Annotated in this window: 12 protein-coding genes; 8 read left to right on the top strand and 4 right to left on the bottom strand. The window is 62.7% G+C overall.

All coding sequences use genetic code 11. The features are described 5' to 3' along the window. Positions 1-20: 20 nt before the first annotated feature. Positions 21-1,805, bottom strand: a complete 1,785-nt coding sequence (locus tag QCE63_RS16570) for a gamma-glutamyltransferase family protein (RefSeq protein WP_309834474.1) — start codon at positions 1,803-1,805, stop codon at positions 21-23. 163 nt (positions 1,806-1,968) lie between these two features. Between QCE63_RS16570 and QCE63_RS16565 the strand changes: the two genes are divergently transcribed. After that, on the top strand, positions 1,969-2,616 hold the full coding sequence (locus tag QCE63_RS16565) for an FCD domain-containing protein (protein WP_309834473.1): 648 nt from the start codon (positions 1,969-1,971) through the stop codon (positions 2,614-2,616). A 139-nt stretch (positions 2,617-2,755) separates the two neighbouring features. Here QCE63_RS16565 and uraD read toward each other — a convergent pair whose 3' ends face one another. Next, a complete protein-coding gene (gene uraD, locus QCE63_RS16560; RefSeq protein ID WP_309834472.1) occupies positions 2,756-3,271 on the bottom strand; it encodes a 2-oxo-4-hydroxy-4-carboxy-5-ureidoimidazoline decarboxylase in 516 nt (171 codons plus the stop codon). A 103-nt stretch (positions 3,272-3,374) separates the two neighbouring features. After that, the gene (locus QCE63_RS16555) at positions 3,375-4,322 is read right to left on the bottom strand and encodes a LysR family transcriptional regulator (protein ID WP_309834470.1); all 948 of its coding nucleotides are present in this window, start codon (positions 4,320-4,322) and stop codon (positions 3,375-3,377) included. Between the two features lie 311 nt (positions 4,323-4,633). On the opposite strand from QCE63_RS16555, the gene QCE63_RS16550 reads away from it, so the two are divergent. The 3 genes from QCE63_RS16550 to uraH are packed head-to-tail and all read left to right on the top strand — an operon-like array spanning position 4,634 to position 6,856. Next, on the top strand, positions 4,634-5,980 hold the full coding sequence (locus QCE63_RS16550) for an MFS transporter (protein WP_309834469.1): 1,347 nt from the start codon (positions 4,634-4,636) through the stop codon (positions 5,978-5,980). Positions 5,981-5,986: 6 nt separating this feature from the next. Then, a complete protein-coding gene (locus QCE63_RS16545; RefSeq protein ID WP_309834468.1) occupies positions 5,987-6,487 on the top strand; it encodes a hydroxyisourate hydrolase in 501 nt (166 codons plus the stop codon). A 30-nt stretch (positions 6,488-6,517) separates the two neighbouring features. Further along, complete coding sequence (gene uraH / locus QCE63_RS16540) at positions 6,518-6,856, top strand: hydroxyisourate hydrolase (protein WP_309834466.1); 339 nt, start codon at positions 6,518-6,520, stop codon at positions 6,854-6,856. Between the two features lie 51 nt (positions 6,857-6,907). Here the strand turns inward: uraH and QCE63_RS16535 are convergent, their stop codons facing one another. Further along, positions 6,908-7,864 carry a lipoprotein signal peptide gene (locus tag QCE63_RS16535; RefSeq protein WP_309834465.1) on the bottom strand — a complete coding sequence of 319 codons (957 nt, stop codon included), beginning with the start codon at positions 7,862-7,864 and terminating at the stop codon, positions 6,908-6,910. A gap of 794 nt (positions 7,865-8,658) precedes the next feature. On the opposite strand from QCE63_RS16535, the gene QCE63_RS16530 reads away from it, so the two are divergent. From QCE63_RS16530 to QCE63_RS36850, 4 genes are read left to right on the top strand one after another with little or no spacing between them, the layout of a single operon-like run. After that, complete coding sequence (locus QCE63_RS16530; protein ID WP_309834464.1) at positions 8,659-10,425, top strand: hypothetical protein; 1,767 nt, start codon at positions 8,659-8,661, stop codon at positions 10,423-10,425. 41 nt (positions 10,426-10,466) lie between these two features. Continuing rightward, a complete protein-coding gene (locus QCE63_RS16525) occupies positions 10,467-10,637 on the top strand; it encodes a DUF5993 family protein (RefSeq protein WP_309834463.1) in 171 nt (56 codons plus the stop codon). Between the two features lie 7 nt (positions 10,638-10,644). After that, positions 10,645-11,217, top strand: coding sequence for a disulfide bond formation protein B (locus tag QCE63_RS16520; protein WP_309834462.1), 573 nt, complete (start codon positions 10,645-10,647; stop codon positions 11,215-11,217). Positions 11,218-11,261: 44 nt separating this feature from the next. After that, the gene (locus QCE63_RS36850; RefSeq protein WP_404990135.1) at positions 11,262-12,674 is read left to right on the top strand and encodes an alpha/beta hydrolase; all 1,413 of its coding nucleotides are present in this window, start codon (positions 11,262-11,264) and stop codon (positions 12,672-12,674) included. Positions 12,675-12,723: the final 49 nt, after the last annotated feature.

Raw genomic sequence — 12,723 nt, 5'->3', positions numbered from 1 at the left:
TGTGGGTTTCCCGTTGAAAGTCAGCGCCCGATGGCGTAAGCCTGCATCTGACGCGGCGTGGCCGCGCCGCGCATGAGCCCGTTGCGGATGCCCACCGCGCACACGCGCCCGAGCGACCACGGCTCGGCCACCGTGAGATCGTGGCCGCGCGCCCGCAGCGCGTCGAGCGTCGCTTGCGGGAAACTGGCTTCGGCAGACATCTTCCCCAGCTGGATCTCGCGCGGATAAAACGAGCCGGGAAAATGCGCGGTCTGGAACGACGGCGCATCGACGGCGGCCTGAAGGTTCATCGCGAAATGCGCGTGACGCAGGAACAGTTGCAGCGACCATTGGTCCTGCTGATCGCCGCCCGGCGTGCCGAGCGCGGCGTAAGGCTTGCCGTCGCGCGTGACGAGCGTGGGCGAGAGCGTCGTGCGCGGGCGGCGTCCCGGCCCGAGCGATGAGGGCAAGCCCTCCTCCATCCAGAACATCTGGCCGCGCGTAGTGACGTTGAAACCCAGCCCAGGCACCGCCGGCGATGCCTGGAGCCAGCCGCCCGACGGCGTGGCCGACACCATGTTGCCCCAGCGGTCCACGACATCCAGATGCACCGTGTCGCCGCGCAATTCGGGCAACGGTGCGAAGGTCGGCTCGCCCTGACCGAAGCCGCCCGGCTGCTGACGGCCCGCGCTCGCGAGAATCTTGGCGGCGCGCACCTCGCTATCGAGGAGAGTGCCGGGACGGAACTCGAACGAGGCGCGCTGCGGATCGATCTGACGGCGCCGCGCGTCGTTATAGGCGTCGCTCAGCAGCGTGTCGATGGGGACGTCCGCGAAGTTCGGGTCGCCATAGAACACGTCGCGATCGGCGAAGGCGAGCTTCGCGCATTCGATCACCGTATGCACGAAGTCCGGGCCGAGCGGGTCCATGTCCGCGAGATTGAAGCCTTTCAGCAGCGCGAGCTGTTGCAGGAACATCGGGCCCTGCCCCCACGGACCGGTCTTGTGCACCGTAAAGCCGGCATAGTCGTATGAGACCGCGTCTTCGTAGGTCGCTTCCCAGCGCGCGAGATCGGCGGCATCGAGCAGGCCGCGATTGCGCTGGCCCGAGGTATCGAGCACATCGGTCGAGCGGAAATACTGGTCGATCGTATCCGCGACGAAGCCACGATAGAACGCCACCCGCGCCCGCTCACACTGTTCGGCACGATCACGCCGGGTGCCGGCTTCACGAAGGATGCGCTTGTACGTGCTGGCGATGGCCGGGTTCGCGAACAAATGATTCGGCCTGGGCGCTTCACCGTCGCGCAGCCACTGCTCGGCGGACGTATGCCATTCGCTCTTGAAGAAGTCCTGAATCGCCAGGATCGACGACGCCATGCGCGGCAGTACCGGATAGCCGTTCTCCGCGTAGCCGATCGCATAGCTCAGTACGTCTTCGAGCGGCAACTGGCCGTAGTCACGCAGCATCGTCATCCAGCCGCCGAACGCACCTGGCACGACCGCCGGCAACAGACCGGTGCCGGGCATCACGGTGAGCCCGAGTTCCCTCATGCGCGCGATGGTCATGGCGGCGGGCGTCACGCCCTGACCGCATAGCACGCGCACGCGGTCCTCCTTCGCGCTGTAGAAGATGGCCGGCAACTCGCCGCCCGGTCCGTTCAGGTGAGGCTCGACGATCTGGAGCACGAAACCCGCGGCGGCGGCGGCGTCGAAGGCATTCCCGCCCTTTTCAAGCACCGCCATCGCGGAGGCGCTCGCGAGCCAGTGGGTCGATGCCGCCATGCCGAAGGTGCCGATGAGTTCAGGTCGTGTCGTGAAGGCCATGGAAAGATTCCGTTATGCTGAACCAATAATTATTGGTTCATATTTTCGATCGGTTCATTAACTTTTTTTAGCGTACTGCACTCAATAAAATCGTGCAATTGGCTCGTTTGCGGAACTGCATGGTACGATTGAACCAATATATATTGGTTCACGATAACCCATCATGCAAAAGCCCGCACTCGACCTGCTGCTCGACTACATTGCGCAAAGTGGCCTGAAGGAGGGCGACGTATTGCCGCCGGAGCGCAAGCTCGCTGAGGCGCTCGCGGTCAGCCGGCGCGACCTGCGTGCAGCGTTGGCATCGTTGGAAGCGGCCGGGCGGGTGTGGCGCGGGGTCGGGCGAGGCACGTATCTCGGCGCGCGCCCGCTCAGGTTCACGGCGTCGCTACGCAGCCTGCGCGCGGGCGCGAGTCCGGCGGATATCGCCGAAATGCGGCTTGTGCTCGAGCCCGCTTTCGTCGAGTTGGCGGCGCGCAAGGCGAGCCCTGACGATCTCGCGGAGTTGGAGAAATGCGCGCGCCGCAATGCGATGGCGAACGATGACGACGAGTGGCAGCAATGGGATCATCGATTCCATTTGCTGATCGCGCAGGCCACGCGCAACCCCTCGATCATCGCGCTGATGGATGTGGTGAACGGCATGCGCATGACGCCGAGCCTGCGTGAAAAGACCGCAGATCAGGAGACGCGCCGGCACTTCGCTTTGCAGCATCAAGCCATCGTCAGCGCGATGATGGAGCGCGACGGCGCGACCGCAGGATCACGCATGCGGGAGCACTTGCTGAACGTGCAGTGGAGAATGCCGGTATGACTCAACGCCGGCATCGGTTGTTTCGCCGCTCTTCTCGACGACTATCGGCCTGATTGCTTCGGTCGCCTTCAGACAGTAGCCGCCAGTTGATCTTGCTGGCTGAGTCGAGACAGAAGGACAAGTCCCGCGCTTCGATTCTTCAACTCAGCCGCGCGTTCAAGCGCGCATGCGTGATCGCTGCAATCTGAGCCAACGCTTCATCCAGCTCGTCACGGGTGCTACGCGCAATACGCCGCTCGAACGCACTGAAAATGCCTTCGCGCGTGTAATGCCGCACGCACACGATGAACGGAAAACCGTGCCGCGCCAGATAGACGGCATTGAGCCGGTCGAGCAACGCGTCCTCCTCGCTCGTCAGCTCGCCGAGGCCGGCGCTTTTCTGCTCGGCATCCGAATCCGCTGTCATGGTGCCGGCTCGAACATTCGCGGCCGACAACAACGGGTGCCGGTTCAGAAACGCGCGCTGCGCATCCACGTCGAGATGACGGACCACGTTCATCATCGCTTCATGCAAGGCCGAGACCGATGCAAACGGGCGCTTCTCATACGCCCCGATGGCGGCCTGCGGAAAATGTTCGAATACGCTTCCGAAGGCCTGGACGAACGCGTCGCGATCGAGCGTGTCGACGGCTCGCAGGTTGATCGACGATGACATGGGCTTGCGTCTCCTGTGCTTGACTGTCGCGTCGAGTATAGGAAGCGCGCGCCGCGGCGGCGACGAGCGCCATCCTATGAACCGCATAACAAACGCAAATACGCTAGCCGCGATGCATGTCGCGCAGATCGCGCAAGGTCTGCGCCGCCGTCGTGAGCAGGCCGCGCAGCCACACATGCGAGGCCGACCGATGCCGCGACGGATGCCATAGCTGATAGAAGCGCATGAACGGAAACTCGATTGGCGGCTTGAGCACGGCGAGCGGCAAATGCTGCGCGTGGTAATTGGCGAAGTGACGCCCGGTCGTCAGGATCAGGTCGGTGCCGGGGATCAGACTCGGCGCGAGATTGAAGTACGGGCAGGTCACGCGGTTGTCGCGATGCACGCGCATCGTGCTCAGTCCCGTTTCCACTACGCCGCGCTGGTCGCGCGAGTACGGTGCCGGCACGATGTGCGACGCGCTCAGATAGTCCTCGGCACCGAACTTGCCTGCTTGAGCGTAGACGCTGTCCTGCGCGACGACACACACCACGTCGTCTTCCAGCAGGACCGACAAGTGCAGATGCTCCGGCGGGTTGGGCCAGTTGCCGATGACGATGTCCGCCGAGCCTTCCGACAACGCTTCCTCATAGTTGAACGACGCCGACAGCGGCATGGCGGCAATGCGCGCGCGTGGTGCAACACGCCGGAATTCGCGCACCACCTGGGCGAAAAACGGCGGCGCAAGATAGTCCGGCATGCCGACGGTGAAGCTTTGTTCGGTGGTCGCCGGATCGAAATGGTCGTCGGATACGAGCAGGTTGTCGAGCGCGCTCAACGCCGCTTGCGCGCTCTGCGCGAGTTGCAGCGCGCGTTCGGTGGGCACCATGACGTTCTTTTCGCGCGTGAGCAGCGGGTCGTTGAAGATCGCGCGCAAGCGCTTCAGCGCCGCGCTGATGGCGGGCTGCGACTGGTTCATGCGGATGGCGGTGCGCGACACGCTGCGTTCGGCGATCAGCGCGCACAGCACGCGCAGCAGATAAGTGTCGAACGGGTCGTCGGCGCGGTTCATGGTGCTCCCTGCAGCGAGGAAAAGCATGAGTGATCGTGTATTTTGCCTGCGCGCGAGCGGTCAAGCGGCGCGTCAGGGTAATCCATGAGCAGGAAGCCGCACGCCGTCATCTTGCGCGGAGCCCCGCCGGACAAGGCTCTGCGGCCCATATTTTGATTGCTATAGGCTAAATCGGTCTGCCCGCGTAGGCGTTTCTTTTGGCGATTTCCATACTGCTTCCATCACGCCGCACGATCAGCCGACGCTTCGGGAAAACGTCCCGGGCAACGCGCCAGAACCGTGCAGCGCAAACCGACTGGAAAGGAGAAACCATGTCGATCTTCAAGCAAGAGATGCCGGTCTTCGAGGCCGTTGCGGAAAGCGCGGAAGCCAGCGTCTATCGCAAGGTATCGTGGCGCCTGCTGCCGTTTCTCGGCGTATTGTGGGTGCTCGCGTGGCTGGATCGCGTGAATATCGGCTTTGCCAAACTGCAGATGCTGGACTCGCTACATTTCAGCGAAGCGGTGTACGGTCTGGGCGCAGGCATCTTCTTTCTTGGCTACTTCCTGTTCGAAGTGCCGTCGAACATGCTCCTGCAGAAGATCGGCGCAAAGAAGACCATCATGCGCATCACGATCTGCTGGGGCGTGATCTGCATGCTGCAGACAACCGTCTCGACGCCCACGCAGTTCTACATCCTGCGCTTCCTGCTCGGCGCATTCGAAGCGGGTTTCTATCCCGGCGTGATCCTCTACCTCACGTACTGGTATCCGTCGCAGCGGCGCGCACGTGCGTTCGGCACCTTCATGTCGGCTTCCGCCATCGCCGGCGTGCTCGGCGGCCCACTCGCCGGCTGGATCATGACGTCGATGAACGGCATGAATGGCATGCACGGCTGGCAATGGCTGTTCGTCATCGAAGGCATTCCTTCGGTGCTCGCCGGGATCTTCGCGTTCTTCTACATGACCGACAAACCCGAGCAGGCACGCTGGCTCAGCGACTCGGAAAAGCGCGTCGTGCAGGACGCGCTCGAGCGCGACAACGCGGCAATGGGCGAACGCGGTCATTCGGTGCGCGAGCTCTTCACGAACAGCAAGGTGTGGCTGCTGATCGCGATCTTCTTCTGCCTGCTGTGCGCCAATTCCACGCTGACCTTCTGGATTCCGACCATCATCAAGGACCTCGGCGTCAGTACGCCGATGGCGGTGGGCTGGATCGCGGCGGTTGCGTATCTGTGCGGCGCAGTCGGCATGATCGTCAACGGCGCGCACTCGGATCGCAGCAACGAAGTGCGCTGGCACTTCAGCGGGGCGGCGCTCGTGGGCGGCATCGCGATGGTGCTGCTCGCGGTGCTGATGGGCATGAACGCCCTCCCGCCGATGGTCGCGCTGCTCGCCATGACCGCCTCGCTGATCGGCACCATGAGCGCGATTCCCGTGTTCTGGCAATTGCCGAACCGCTATCTCGCGGGGAGCGCGGCGGCCGTCGGCGTGGCGCTGATCAACTCGGTGTCGAATCTCGCGGGCTTCGGCGCACCCTATGCGATGGGCCTCATCAAGAACGCGACCGGCAAGGTATCGGCGGGACTGTATCTCGTGGCGTTCATCGAAATCATGGCGGCCGTGCTGGTGATCCTCTTTATCCGCACCCTGCGCGACAAGAACAAACAGGAGGCTTGACCGATCATGCAAGACGATTCGACTTTCGACGCAGGACGGCGGCGCTTCGCGGTCGCACTCGGCGGCAGTGTGTTGATGGCGGCAAGCCCGCTCGGGGCGCAGGCGCAGACAGCGCCCAATCAGACGGGCGGTCCTGTTCAGCAGGACGGCCTGAGCCCGCGGCTCACCATGCACGCGCTGGATACGTGGCACGGTACGCCCGCTGCGGGCATGAGCGTCGAGTTGTTCCGCGTGGAAAACGGCAAGCCGCAGTTGCTCAAGACCATCGTGCTCGCGCCGAGCGGCCGAAGCGAACCGCCGCTTCTGATCGGCGATGAATACCGCACGGGTACCTATGAATTGCTGTTGCACGCGGACGACTACTTCGCGGCGCGCAAGGCCAGGTTGTCGCAGCCCTTGTTCCTGTCGAAGATTCCGGTGCGCTTTCGCGTGACCGACGCAAGCCAGCGCATTCACTTGCCCGTGCTGTTCGGGCCCTGGAGCTACAACTACTATCGCGGCAGCTAACGCGGCGCGAGACGCAAGGAGAACTGCATCATGGCAGCAGGCATCACGACTCACGTACTCGACGTCGCGCTCGGCAAACCCGCGGCCGGCATGCAGATCGAACTCTATGACATGGCGATGCAACCGCCGACGCTCATCGCCCGCATGCAGACGAATCGCGACGGCCGCACCGACACGCCGATCCTGCCATCGGACAAGGCGCGCGCGGGCGACTTCGAACTGCGCTTTCACGTGGCGGACTACTTCAAGACGCCGGACGTGTTCGCGGATGTCGTGCCCGTGCGCTTCACCGTGGCCGAAGCGGCCGAGCATTATCACGTGCCGCTGCTCTGCTCACCGTGGACGTTTGGGACCTATCGCGGCAGTTGACGATCTGTGCATTGCGATGGCCGCTGATGACGGGCGGACCTTCGCACCCCGCTATTGCCGGGCCTTCCGCTGGACCCCGAGACTCATGTCGAAGAATCGCACCGCAGCGTCGCCGATGTAGTCATGCAGTTTGACCCGGTCTATGCCAGCCGCATCGGCGCAGGCCTCCGGATAGTTCTCCCGTCCCAGCTGATCGCATTCATTGCCGAAGATTTCGTGGCCAACTGGCCCCGGCATGATGTCCAGCGTGGCTCGAGAGATATGCTTCGCCGCAAACTCAGCGTTGTCTTCGGGGGGTGTCGTGGTGTCGCCAGCGCCGACGATGATATAGGCCGGAATCGCCATGTTGTGAAGCCCGGCTGCGTCCATGCCGAAACCCTGGATATCCCCTGGCGCCATTGCGAACGCAGCTTTCACACGGCCGTCACGCACGTGCAACGCGGGCGTTGGATCTGCGTGCATGTGTTCACGCAGATAGAGCGGCAGATTCTCGTTGTTCTGCCATGCACGCTGAAAGGTCGCGAACCGTTCGGGATTCACTGTGGCACCGCCGATCCACAGCGCGGTGAACCCGCCTTGCGAATGTCCCGCCACGCCGATTTGCCTCGCATCGATACGGGGTCCCCACGCCGGGTCGTTCAAAAGATGGGTGATATCGATACTGATGTCGCGCGGTCGCTGCCACAGTCGGTTACGCACGTAGAGGGCGCTTGAATCGAATGTATTGGCGCGGTAGTGGTACAGCAAGGCCACGATATAGCCGTGTGAAGCGAGGTATTCACCGAACCATGCATAGCCCGAACCATTGCCACCCGCCCCGTGCGAAAACATGACGAGCGGATGCTTCAGGCCATCCGCCAGCGGCGGCGCGTCCTTGTAGAGATGCAGATTGGTCGACAGCATCACCTTGAAAACGGGAGCGTCGGATTGTGGAGAGGCCGGATAAATCAGCATGAAGTCGAGCGTTCTGCTGGCATCGTCAGGATCGGTGAACTCGACTTGCGTCATACCGACTGGAGAGCGCGCGGTTGGCAAAGGATCCTGTGCAGAGGCCCGACCTGTTCCGACTGAGCAAATACAAAGGATCAGTGCGCCGAGAAACCAGGCTGCACGATGTGGTTTTACACAAGCGGATGGCATGGCGTCTCCATAAGCGGTGACACGCTTCTAACGCAGCATCATGGAATGGAAGAACTTGTCTTAGGATAGGTCCACGAACCGGATGCCCCCATAGCTTAGATAGCATTGTTCCTGATCGACGGCGAAAGGAAACAACTATCGTTGAGCAGAGAGCGAGAGATTGAACGTTCTCAAGCTTGAGAGAGTAAGGGTGTAAGGCATGGGCGTCTCCAAACCGGGTAAGACTCCCCGGTCGCCCCCCACGCTCACCGATTCCTCGCGCATGAGCGACGCGGCGCTTCCAAGGCCGACACCAATGATCAGGAAATTGATCAGCAGGGGAACCCGAAAGGACTTGCGCCCGTGTACGCCGCGCAGACGCAATCGCTCGCTTTGCTGGAGTGCTGGTACAGGACTCCCCGGTGCGGGCGGGCTATCTGATAGGCGACCACAAGGCTCGGAACGAATTGCAGGAGATTGGCGCTACATGGGCGCGTCACCGGACAAACCAATCGCTGGCACGCTCAATCGCGCATTCCACCGTATCAACCGACAGCCCCGAAACCCAGCAAGTCCCGGCCTCCACCCTTTCAAATGAAAAACTTTTAAGTAATCGCATCAGATTTCTGAAAGCTTGCCGTTAATGAGTCCATTCAGCGCTATTCGTGGAAGAAGAACCCAAAATGGAATCGGACGCACGCTTTATCAATCTGTTGCAACGCAAAGTTCTGTCTACCGCCAGCATCGGCCTCGTCGTCGCCAGCGCGGCGCTATCCGGCTGCGGCGGCACGGACCATACGCCGGCTTCGGTCAATTCGGCCATGATCAACGCGCCGGCCAGTTGCCAGTCGACCGCCGCGGTGGCCGATGTAACGGGCTATCCGATCTTCCAGGTCGACTCCCGCAGCGCCGACATGTGCGCCGTCATCGCGCACTACAACGCCGGCTACGCCATCGTTGCCGATGCCGAAATCGATCCCTGGAGTCCGGCGGATCAGGCGCCGACCTTCGCCGCGCTCGACGGCGTGCAAGCCGTCGATCCCGCCTCCGACAGCCTGGTGATCAACTCGGTGCCGGCATCGTCCGCACCAAGAACGTCGAGCGGCGACGCGGTCACGCAACGCTTCGTACTCGCCCGGTCGACCGATGACAGCAATGCGCCGACCGAATGCACGTATGCAGGAAGCACCGACCAGATCGACGCACAAGTCGCCGACTGCCTTGCCACGTTGCGCGCGGCTCAGACCGACGGAGCGGCTGTCACCGCCGTCGCCACCGCGAAGTCCCAGTTGCGCGCAGTCGCGAAGGACTCGCAGGTGCCAGGCTTCGCCTTGCCGGACGCCAACGCCTGGACCCTGATCGGTTCGAGCCGTCAGACACTCCAGTTGAACACGCGCACCAACACGTACTTCGCGGACCAGTCCACGGGCAACGTGACGCTCAACCTGTCGGTCTTCCGGCTCAACTCCTATCTGAACGACGACTACTATCTCGTGCGCGCGGTATGGGCGGCCAATCCGCGTGTGAAGGGCGCCTGCGATTCCAGCTACTGCGGCTTCTTCAACAACGACCATACGCTCGCCTTCGATCTCACGGTGCTTCGCAACGATAGCTCCGTGGCCGGCATCATCGAAGGTTCGTGGCCGTCGACCTTGATTCGCAACAAGTCGCGCTCGGAGAAAGTGGGCGCGGGACTGAAGGTCGGCGACAAGGGTCCGGAAGCCAGCGTATCGAGCGAAGTGGCGACGAGCTATTCCTATAGCGCCGTCAACATCATCAACTCGTCGGCGGACGGACAGCTCAAGTTCTCCCTTTCGCACGCGACCTCGGTCGGATTCAGCTACGGCGGCGATCTTTTCGATGCCGACCCAACCACCGTGAACGGCGTCCAGATGACGGCCTGGGGCCTGTTCCGCATTCCCAACGACGGCAGCCCTCAAGCAAAACCCGACGACGTGCGCGTCACGGTGAAGGAAATGTCCGGCAACTTCGGCTTCTACCAGCGAGCCGGCGCACTCCCGATGGCCGTGCTGTTCAATTTGGCATCGCTCTACGGTTATCGCAACGACAAGCCCTACACGATCACAGCCTCGCCGCCGGTTTTCGATGTGCGACTGCTGGCGAACAACGGCACCTATCAGTCGATCGATGCGGACAATCCCACTCCGCTGCTGCTGAAACCGGGCCAGTCGACCACTGTCGATGTCTACGCCGGCGATGCCTCCACGCCTTACCGCCTGGGCTGGCAACTCGTCGATGCACCGTCGTGGCTGGTCACTTCCGCAGGCAAGGGTTCGAGATATGCAGGCTACAAGCGCGTCACGGTGAAGGCCAGCGACAACGCCACGGTCGGCTCGACGGACTACATCCGCTTCAACACCATGCCCGCCGCCGCCGCGCCCTCGACGCGAGGCGGACCGCTCGAAATCCCGGTGACCATCGTCAACTGACGCCGCCGCGCGCAAGTCGATCGATTGAGGAACGCACGCTCATGATCATGTTTTTGCCCTTTCTGCTGGCGCTCGCGAACTGCGTGTTGCTGGGCGCAACCCGTCTTCGTTCGCGCGCGGTGTGGAGTTACGCAATCTGGACCGTCACGCTCGTGGTGACGATTGCGTGGTTCTTCCATCACGCGACCGACCCGCTCAACTTCTCTTTCTGACGCGACGATGGATACCTGCAACACGCCCCACGGGTCGATCGTATGGAAGCTGAATATGCTCGGCCTGTTCGGCATAGCGCTGATTCTGACGATCGCCTTCTACTATCAATTGGCGCACGGCGAACTGCCCTGCCCGCTGTGTCTCCTGCAACGGGCTGGCTTCATCGCGATCGGCATGGGCTTTTTGTTCAACTTGCGTGTCGGCGAGCGCGGCGCGCACTACGCGATGATTCTCGTGGGCAGTCTCGTCACCGGAATCATCTCGATCCGTCAAGTCTCGCTTCATTTGCCGCCCGGTGACGCGGGCTTCGGCTCGACGCTTCTCGGCCTGCATTTCTACACGTGGTCGCTGATCGCGACGCTCGGTTTCGTGTGTTATGTCGCGCTGATGTTCGTGGCTAAAGACAGGGTCGGCAAACGGGCCGCTATCCACGAGGCATCCGGGAACAGCAACGCATCGCGCGCGATGTATGTGCTCTTCATGCTGTTGGTCGCGGCGAACCTTCTTTCCACGGTGCTCGAGTGCGGCGCGGGTCAATGCGACGACAACCCGATCCACTATCAATTGCTCAAGTACTGAAACGATACGCCGGGCGTGCGAGCGCTCCGCGTCGATCCATCACCATGAAGATCCAGAATCTGCGCAGCTGGGTGCCGTACAGCCAGAAACGCCGGCTTGCCGCTTTGACGGCCCTGCTCGTCGCAGCGGCCGCGAGCGCGGCTATTTATCTGCTATCGCCCGGTTCCGTGATCTCGGCCACGCCGCTGTTTGCCGCTGCCGTGGTCATCGAATGCGCGGTCGGGCTGGCGCCTGCGCTCTGGACGTTCACGCTGGCCCTTGGCATCGGCGGAATGCTGGTCGTGCCGCGCAGCCATTCCAGCGAACTGTTCGTCACGCTGGGTGCAGGGATCGTCGCCCTTGCGCTGATTCTGTTGATCGAAGCATTGCAGCGCGCCCGATATGGCGTGCGCCTCGTCGGATCGGTCGCGCGATCGCGCTATGAGATCCTCCTTCGTCAAGACAATGCGCGTTCCCTGGCGCATCGCGCCGCCGGGGAAACACTGCGATCGGAGCGCGAGGCAACCCTCCCGGATCCGGAGTACGCGTCCTCGGCTCAACTGTCGGCGGGCGCGTCCAGCGACGACTGGCGTCGCTGTTCCATCCATCTGCCGGGCGACGAACACGCGGTCCTGTTGTTCCACGGCATGTCGAGTTCCCCGCTCGAATTGCGCTACCTGGCGCGCTTCCTCAACGACAAGGGGTTCACCGTCCGCATTCCGATGCTGAACGGCTATAGCGTCGACTCATCCGAGGGCAACATGGAGGAGTGGATCGAAGCAGCACTGCGCGAGTTCGACCTGCTCGCCGCGCGCTATCGCCACGTGTCGATCGGCGGGCTGTCGATGGGCGCGACCCTCGCCCTGCGAATCGCGCAAGATCGCCCTCGCGCGCGTTCGCTGGCCTTGCTCTCGGTCTCGCTCGCCTTCGACGGCTGGGCGATTCCGTGGTATCTCGATCTGATCAACCTGATGTATTACACGCCGCTCCGGCGACATTACCGCTATCGCGAGTCGGCGCCGTTCGGCCTGCGCAACGAGGCGCTGCGCGCCAAGGTCGCGCGCGCCGTCGAGCGCGATGCGCTGAGCGAGATCGGTCCGCCGTCGCTTTCGTTGACGGCCATTCATGAAGGCGGGCGTCTGATGTCATCGGCGGCTGCGGGCATCGAAGCGGTCAGCACCGCAACGCTCGTCGTGCAGGCCATCGATGACGACACCACCAGCCCGCACAACGCACTGCGCGTACTGGAGCGGATCAGCGCGGCGACGACGCGCGCGGTATGGCTTGACGACTCCTACCATATCGTCACGTCCGACAACGAGCGCGAACTGGTGGCGCTGGAAACGGCCGCCTTCCTCCGCGAGATGGAAACGAGTGCGGTGGCCAGCGGCGTTGCCTGTCCCATCGCATCGAAGGCGCTGGCGCGCTGGAATCGCCGCAACCTGGACGCCAGAGCGGGCTCACGGCAAGCCGCCTGAAGCGGGAACGGCGGCCTCAAGTTCTGCCGCGATCTTCCGTTAGCTGATT

The organism is Caballeronia sp. LZ065 (genome assembly GCF_031450975.1).
Taxonomy (GTDB): Bacteria; Pseudomonadota; Gammaproteobacteria; order Burkholderiales; family Burkholderiaceae; genus Caballeronia.
The sequence above is the reverse complement of the archived record's forward strand: the minus strand, read 5'-3'. Positions and strand labels throughout refer to the sequence as shown.

What these genes read in the sequence shown, in the direction of transcription:
- QCE63_RS16530 (WP_309834464.1), top strand. Translation starts at nt 8,659, where the DNA reads ATGGAATCGGACGCACGCTTTATCAATCTGTTGCAACGCAAAGTTCTG.
- QCE63_RS16570 (WP_309834474.1), bottom strand. Translation starts at nt 1,805, where the DNA reads ATGGCCTTCACGACACGACCTGAACTCATCGGCACCTTCGGCATGGCG.
- QCE63_RS16535 (WP_309834465.1), bottom strand. Translation starts at nt 7,864, where the DNA reads ATGACGCAAGTCGAGTTCACCGATCCTGACGATGCCAGCAGAACGCTC.
- QCE63_RS36850 (WP_404990135.1), top strand. Translation starts at nt 11,262, where the DNA reads ATGAAGATCCAGAATCTGCGCAGCTGGGTGCCGTACAGCCAGAAACGC.
- QCE63_RS16555 (WP_309834470.1), bottom strand. Translation starts at nt 4,322, where the DNA reads ATGAACCGCGCCGACGACCCGTTCGACACTTATCTGCTGCGCGTGCTG.
- uraH (WP_309834466.1), top strand. Translation starts at nt 6,518, where the DNA reads ATGGCAGCAGGCATCACGACTCACGTACTCGACGTCGCGCTCGGCAAA.
- QCE63_RS16565 (WP_309834473.1), top strand. Translation starts at nt 1,969, where the DNA reads ATGCAAAAGCCCGCACTCGACCTGCTGCTCGACTACATTGCGCAAAGT.
- uraD (WP_309834472.1), bottom strand. Translation starts at nt 3,271, where the DNA reads ATGTCATCGTCGATCAACCTGCGAGCCGTCGACACGCTCGATCGCGAC.
- QCE63_RS16520 (WP_309834462.1), top strand. Translation starts at nt 10,645, where the DNA reads ATGGATACCTGCAACACGCCCCACGGGTCGATCGTATGGAAGCTGAAT.
- QCE63_RS16550 (WP_309834469.1), top strand. Translation starts at nt 4,634, where the DNA reads ATGTCGATCTTCAAGCAAGAGATGCCGGTCTTCGAGGCCGTTGCGGAA.
- QCE63_RS16545 (WP_309834468.1), top strand. Translation starts at nt 5,987, where the DNA reads ATGCAAGACGATTCGACTTTCGACGCAGGACGGCGGCGCTTCGCGGTC.
- QCE63_RS16525 (WP_309834463.1), top strand. Translation starts at nt 10,467, where the DNA reads ATGATCATGTTTTTGCCCTTTCTGCTGGCGCTCGCGAACTGCGTGTTG.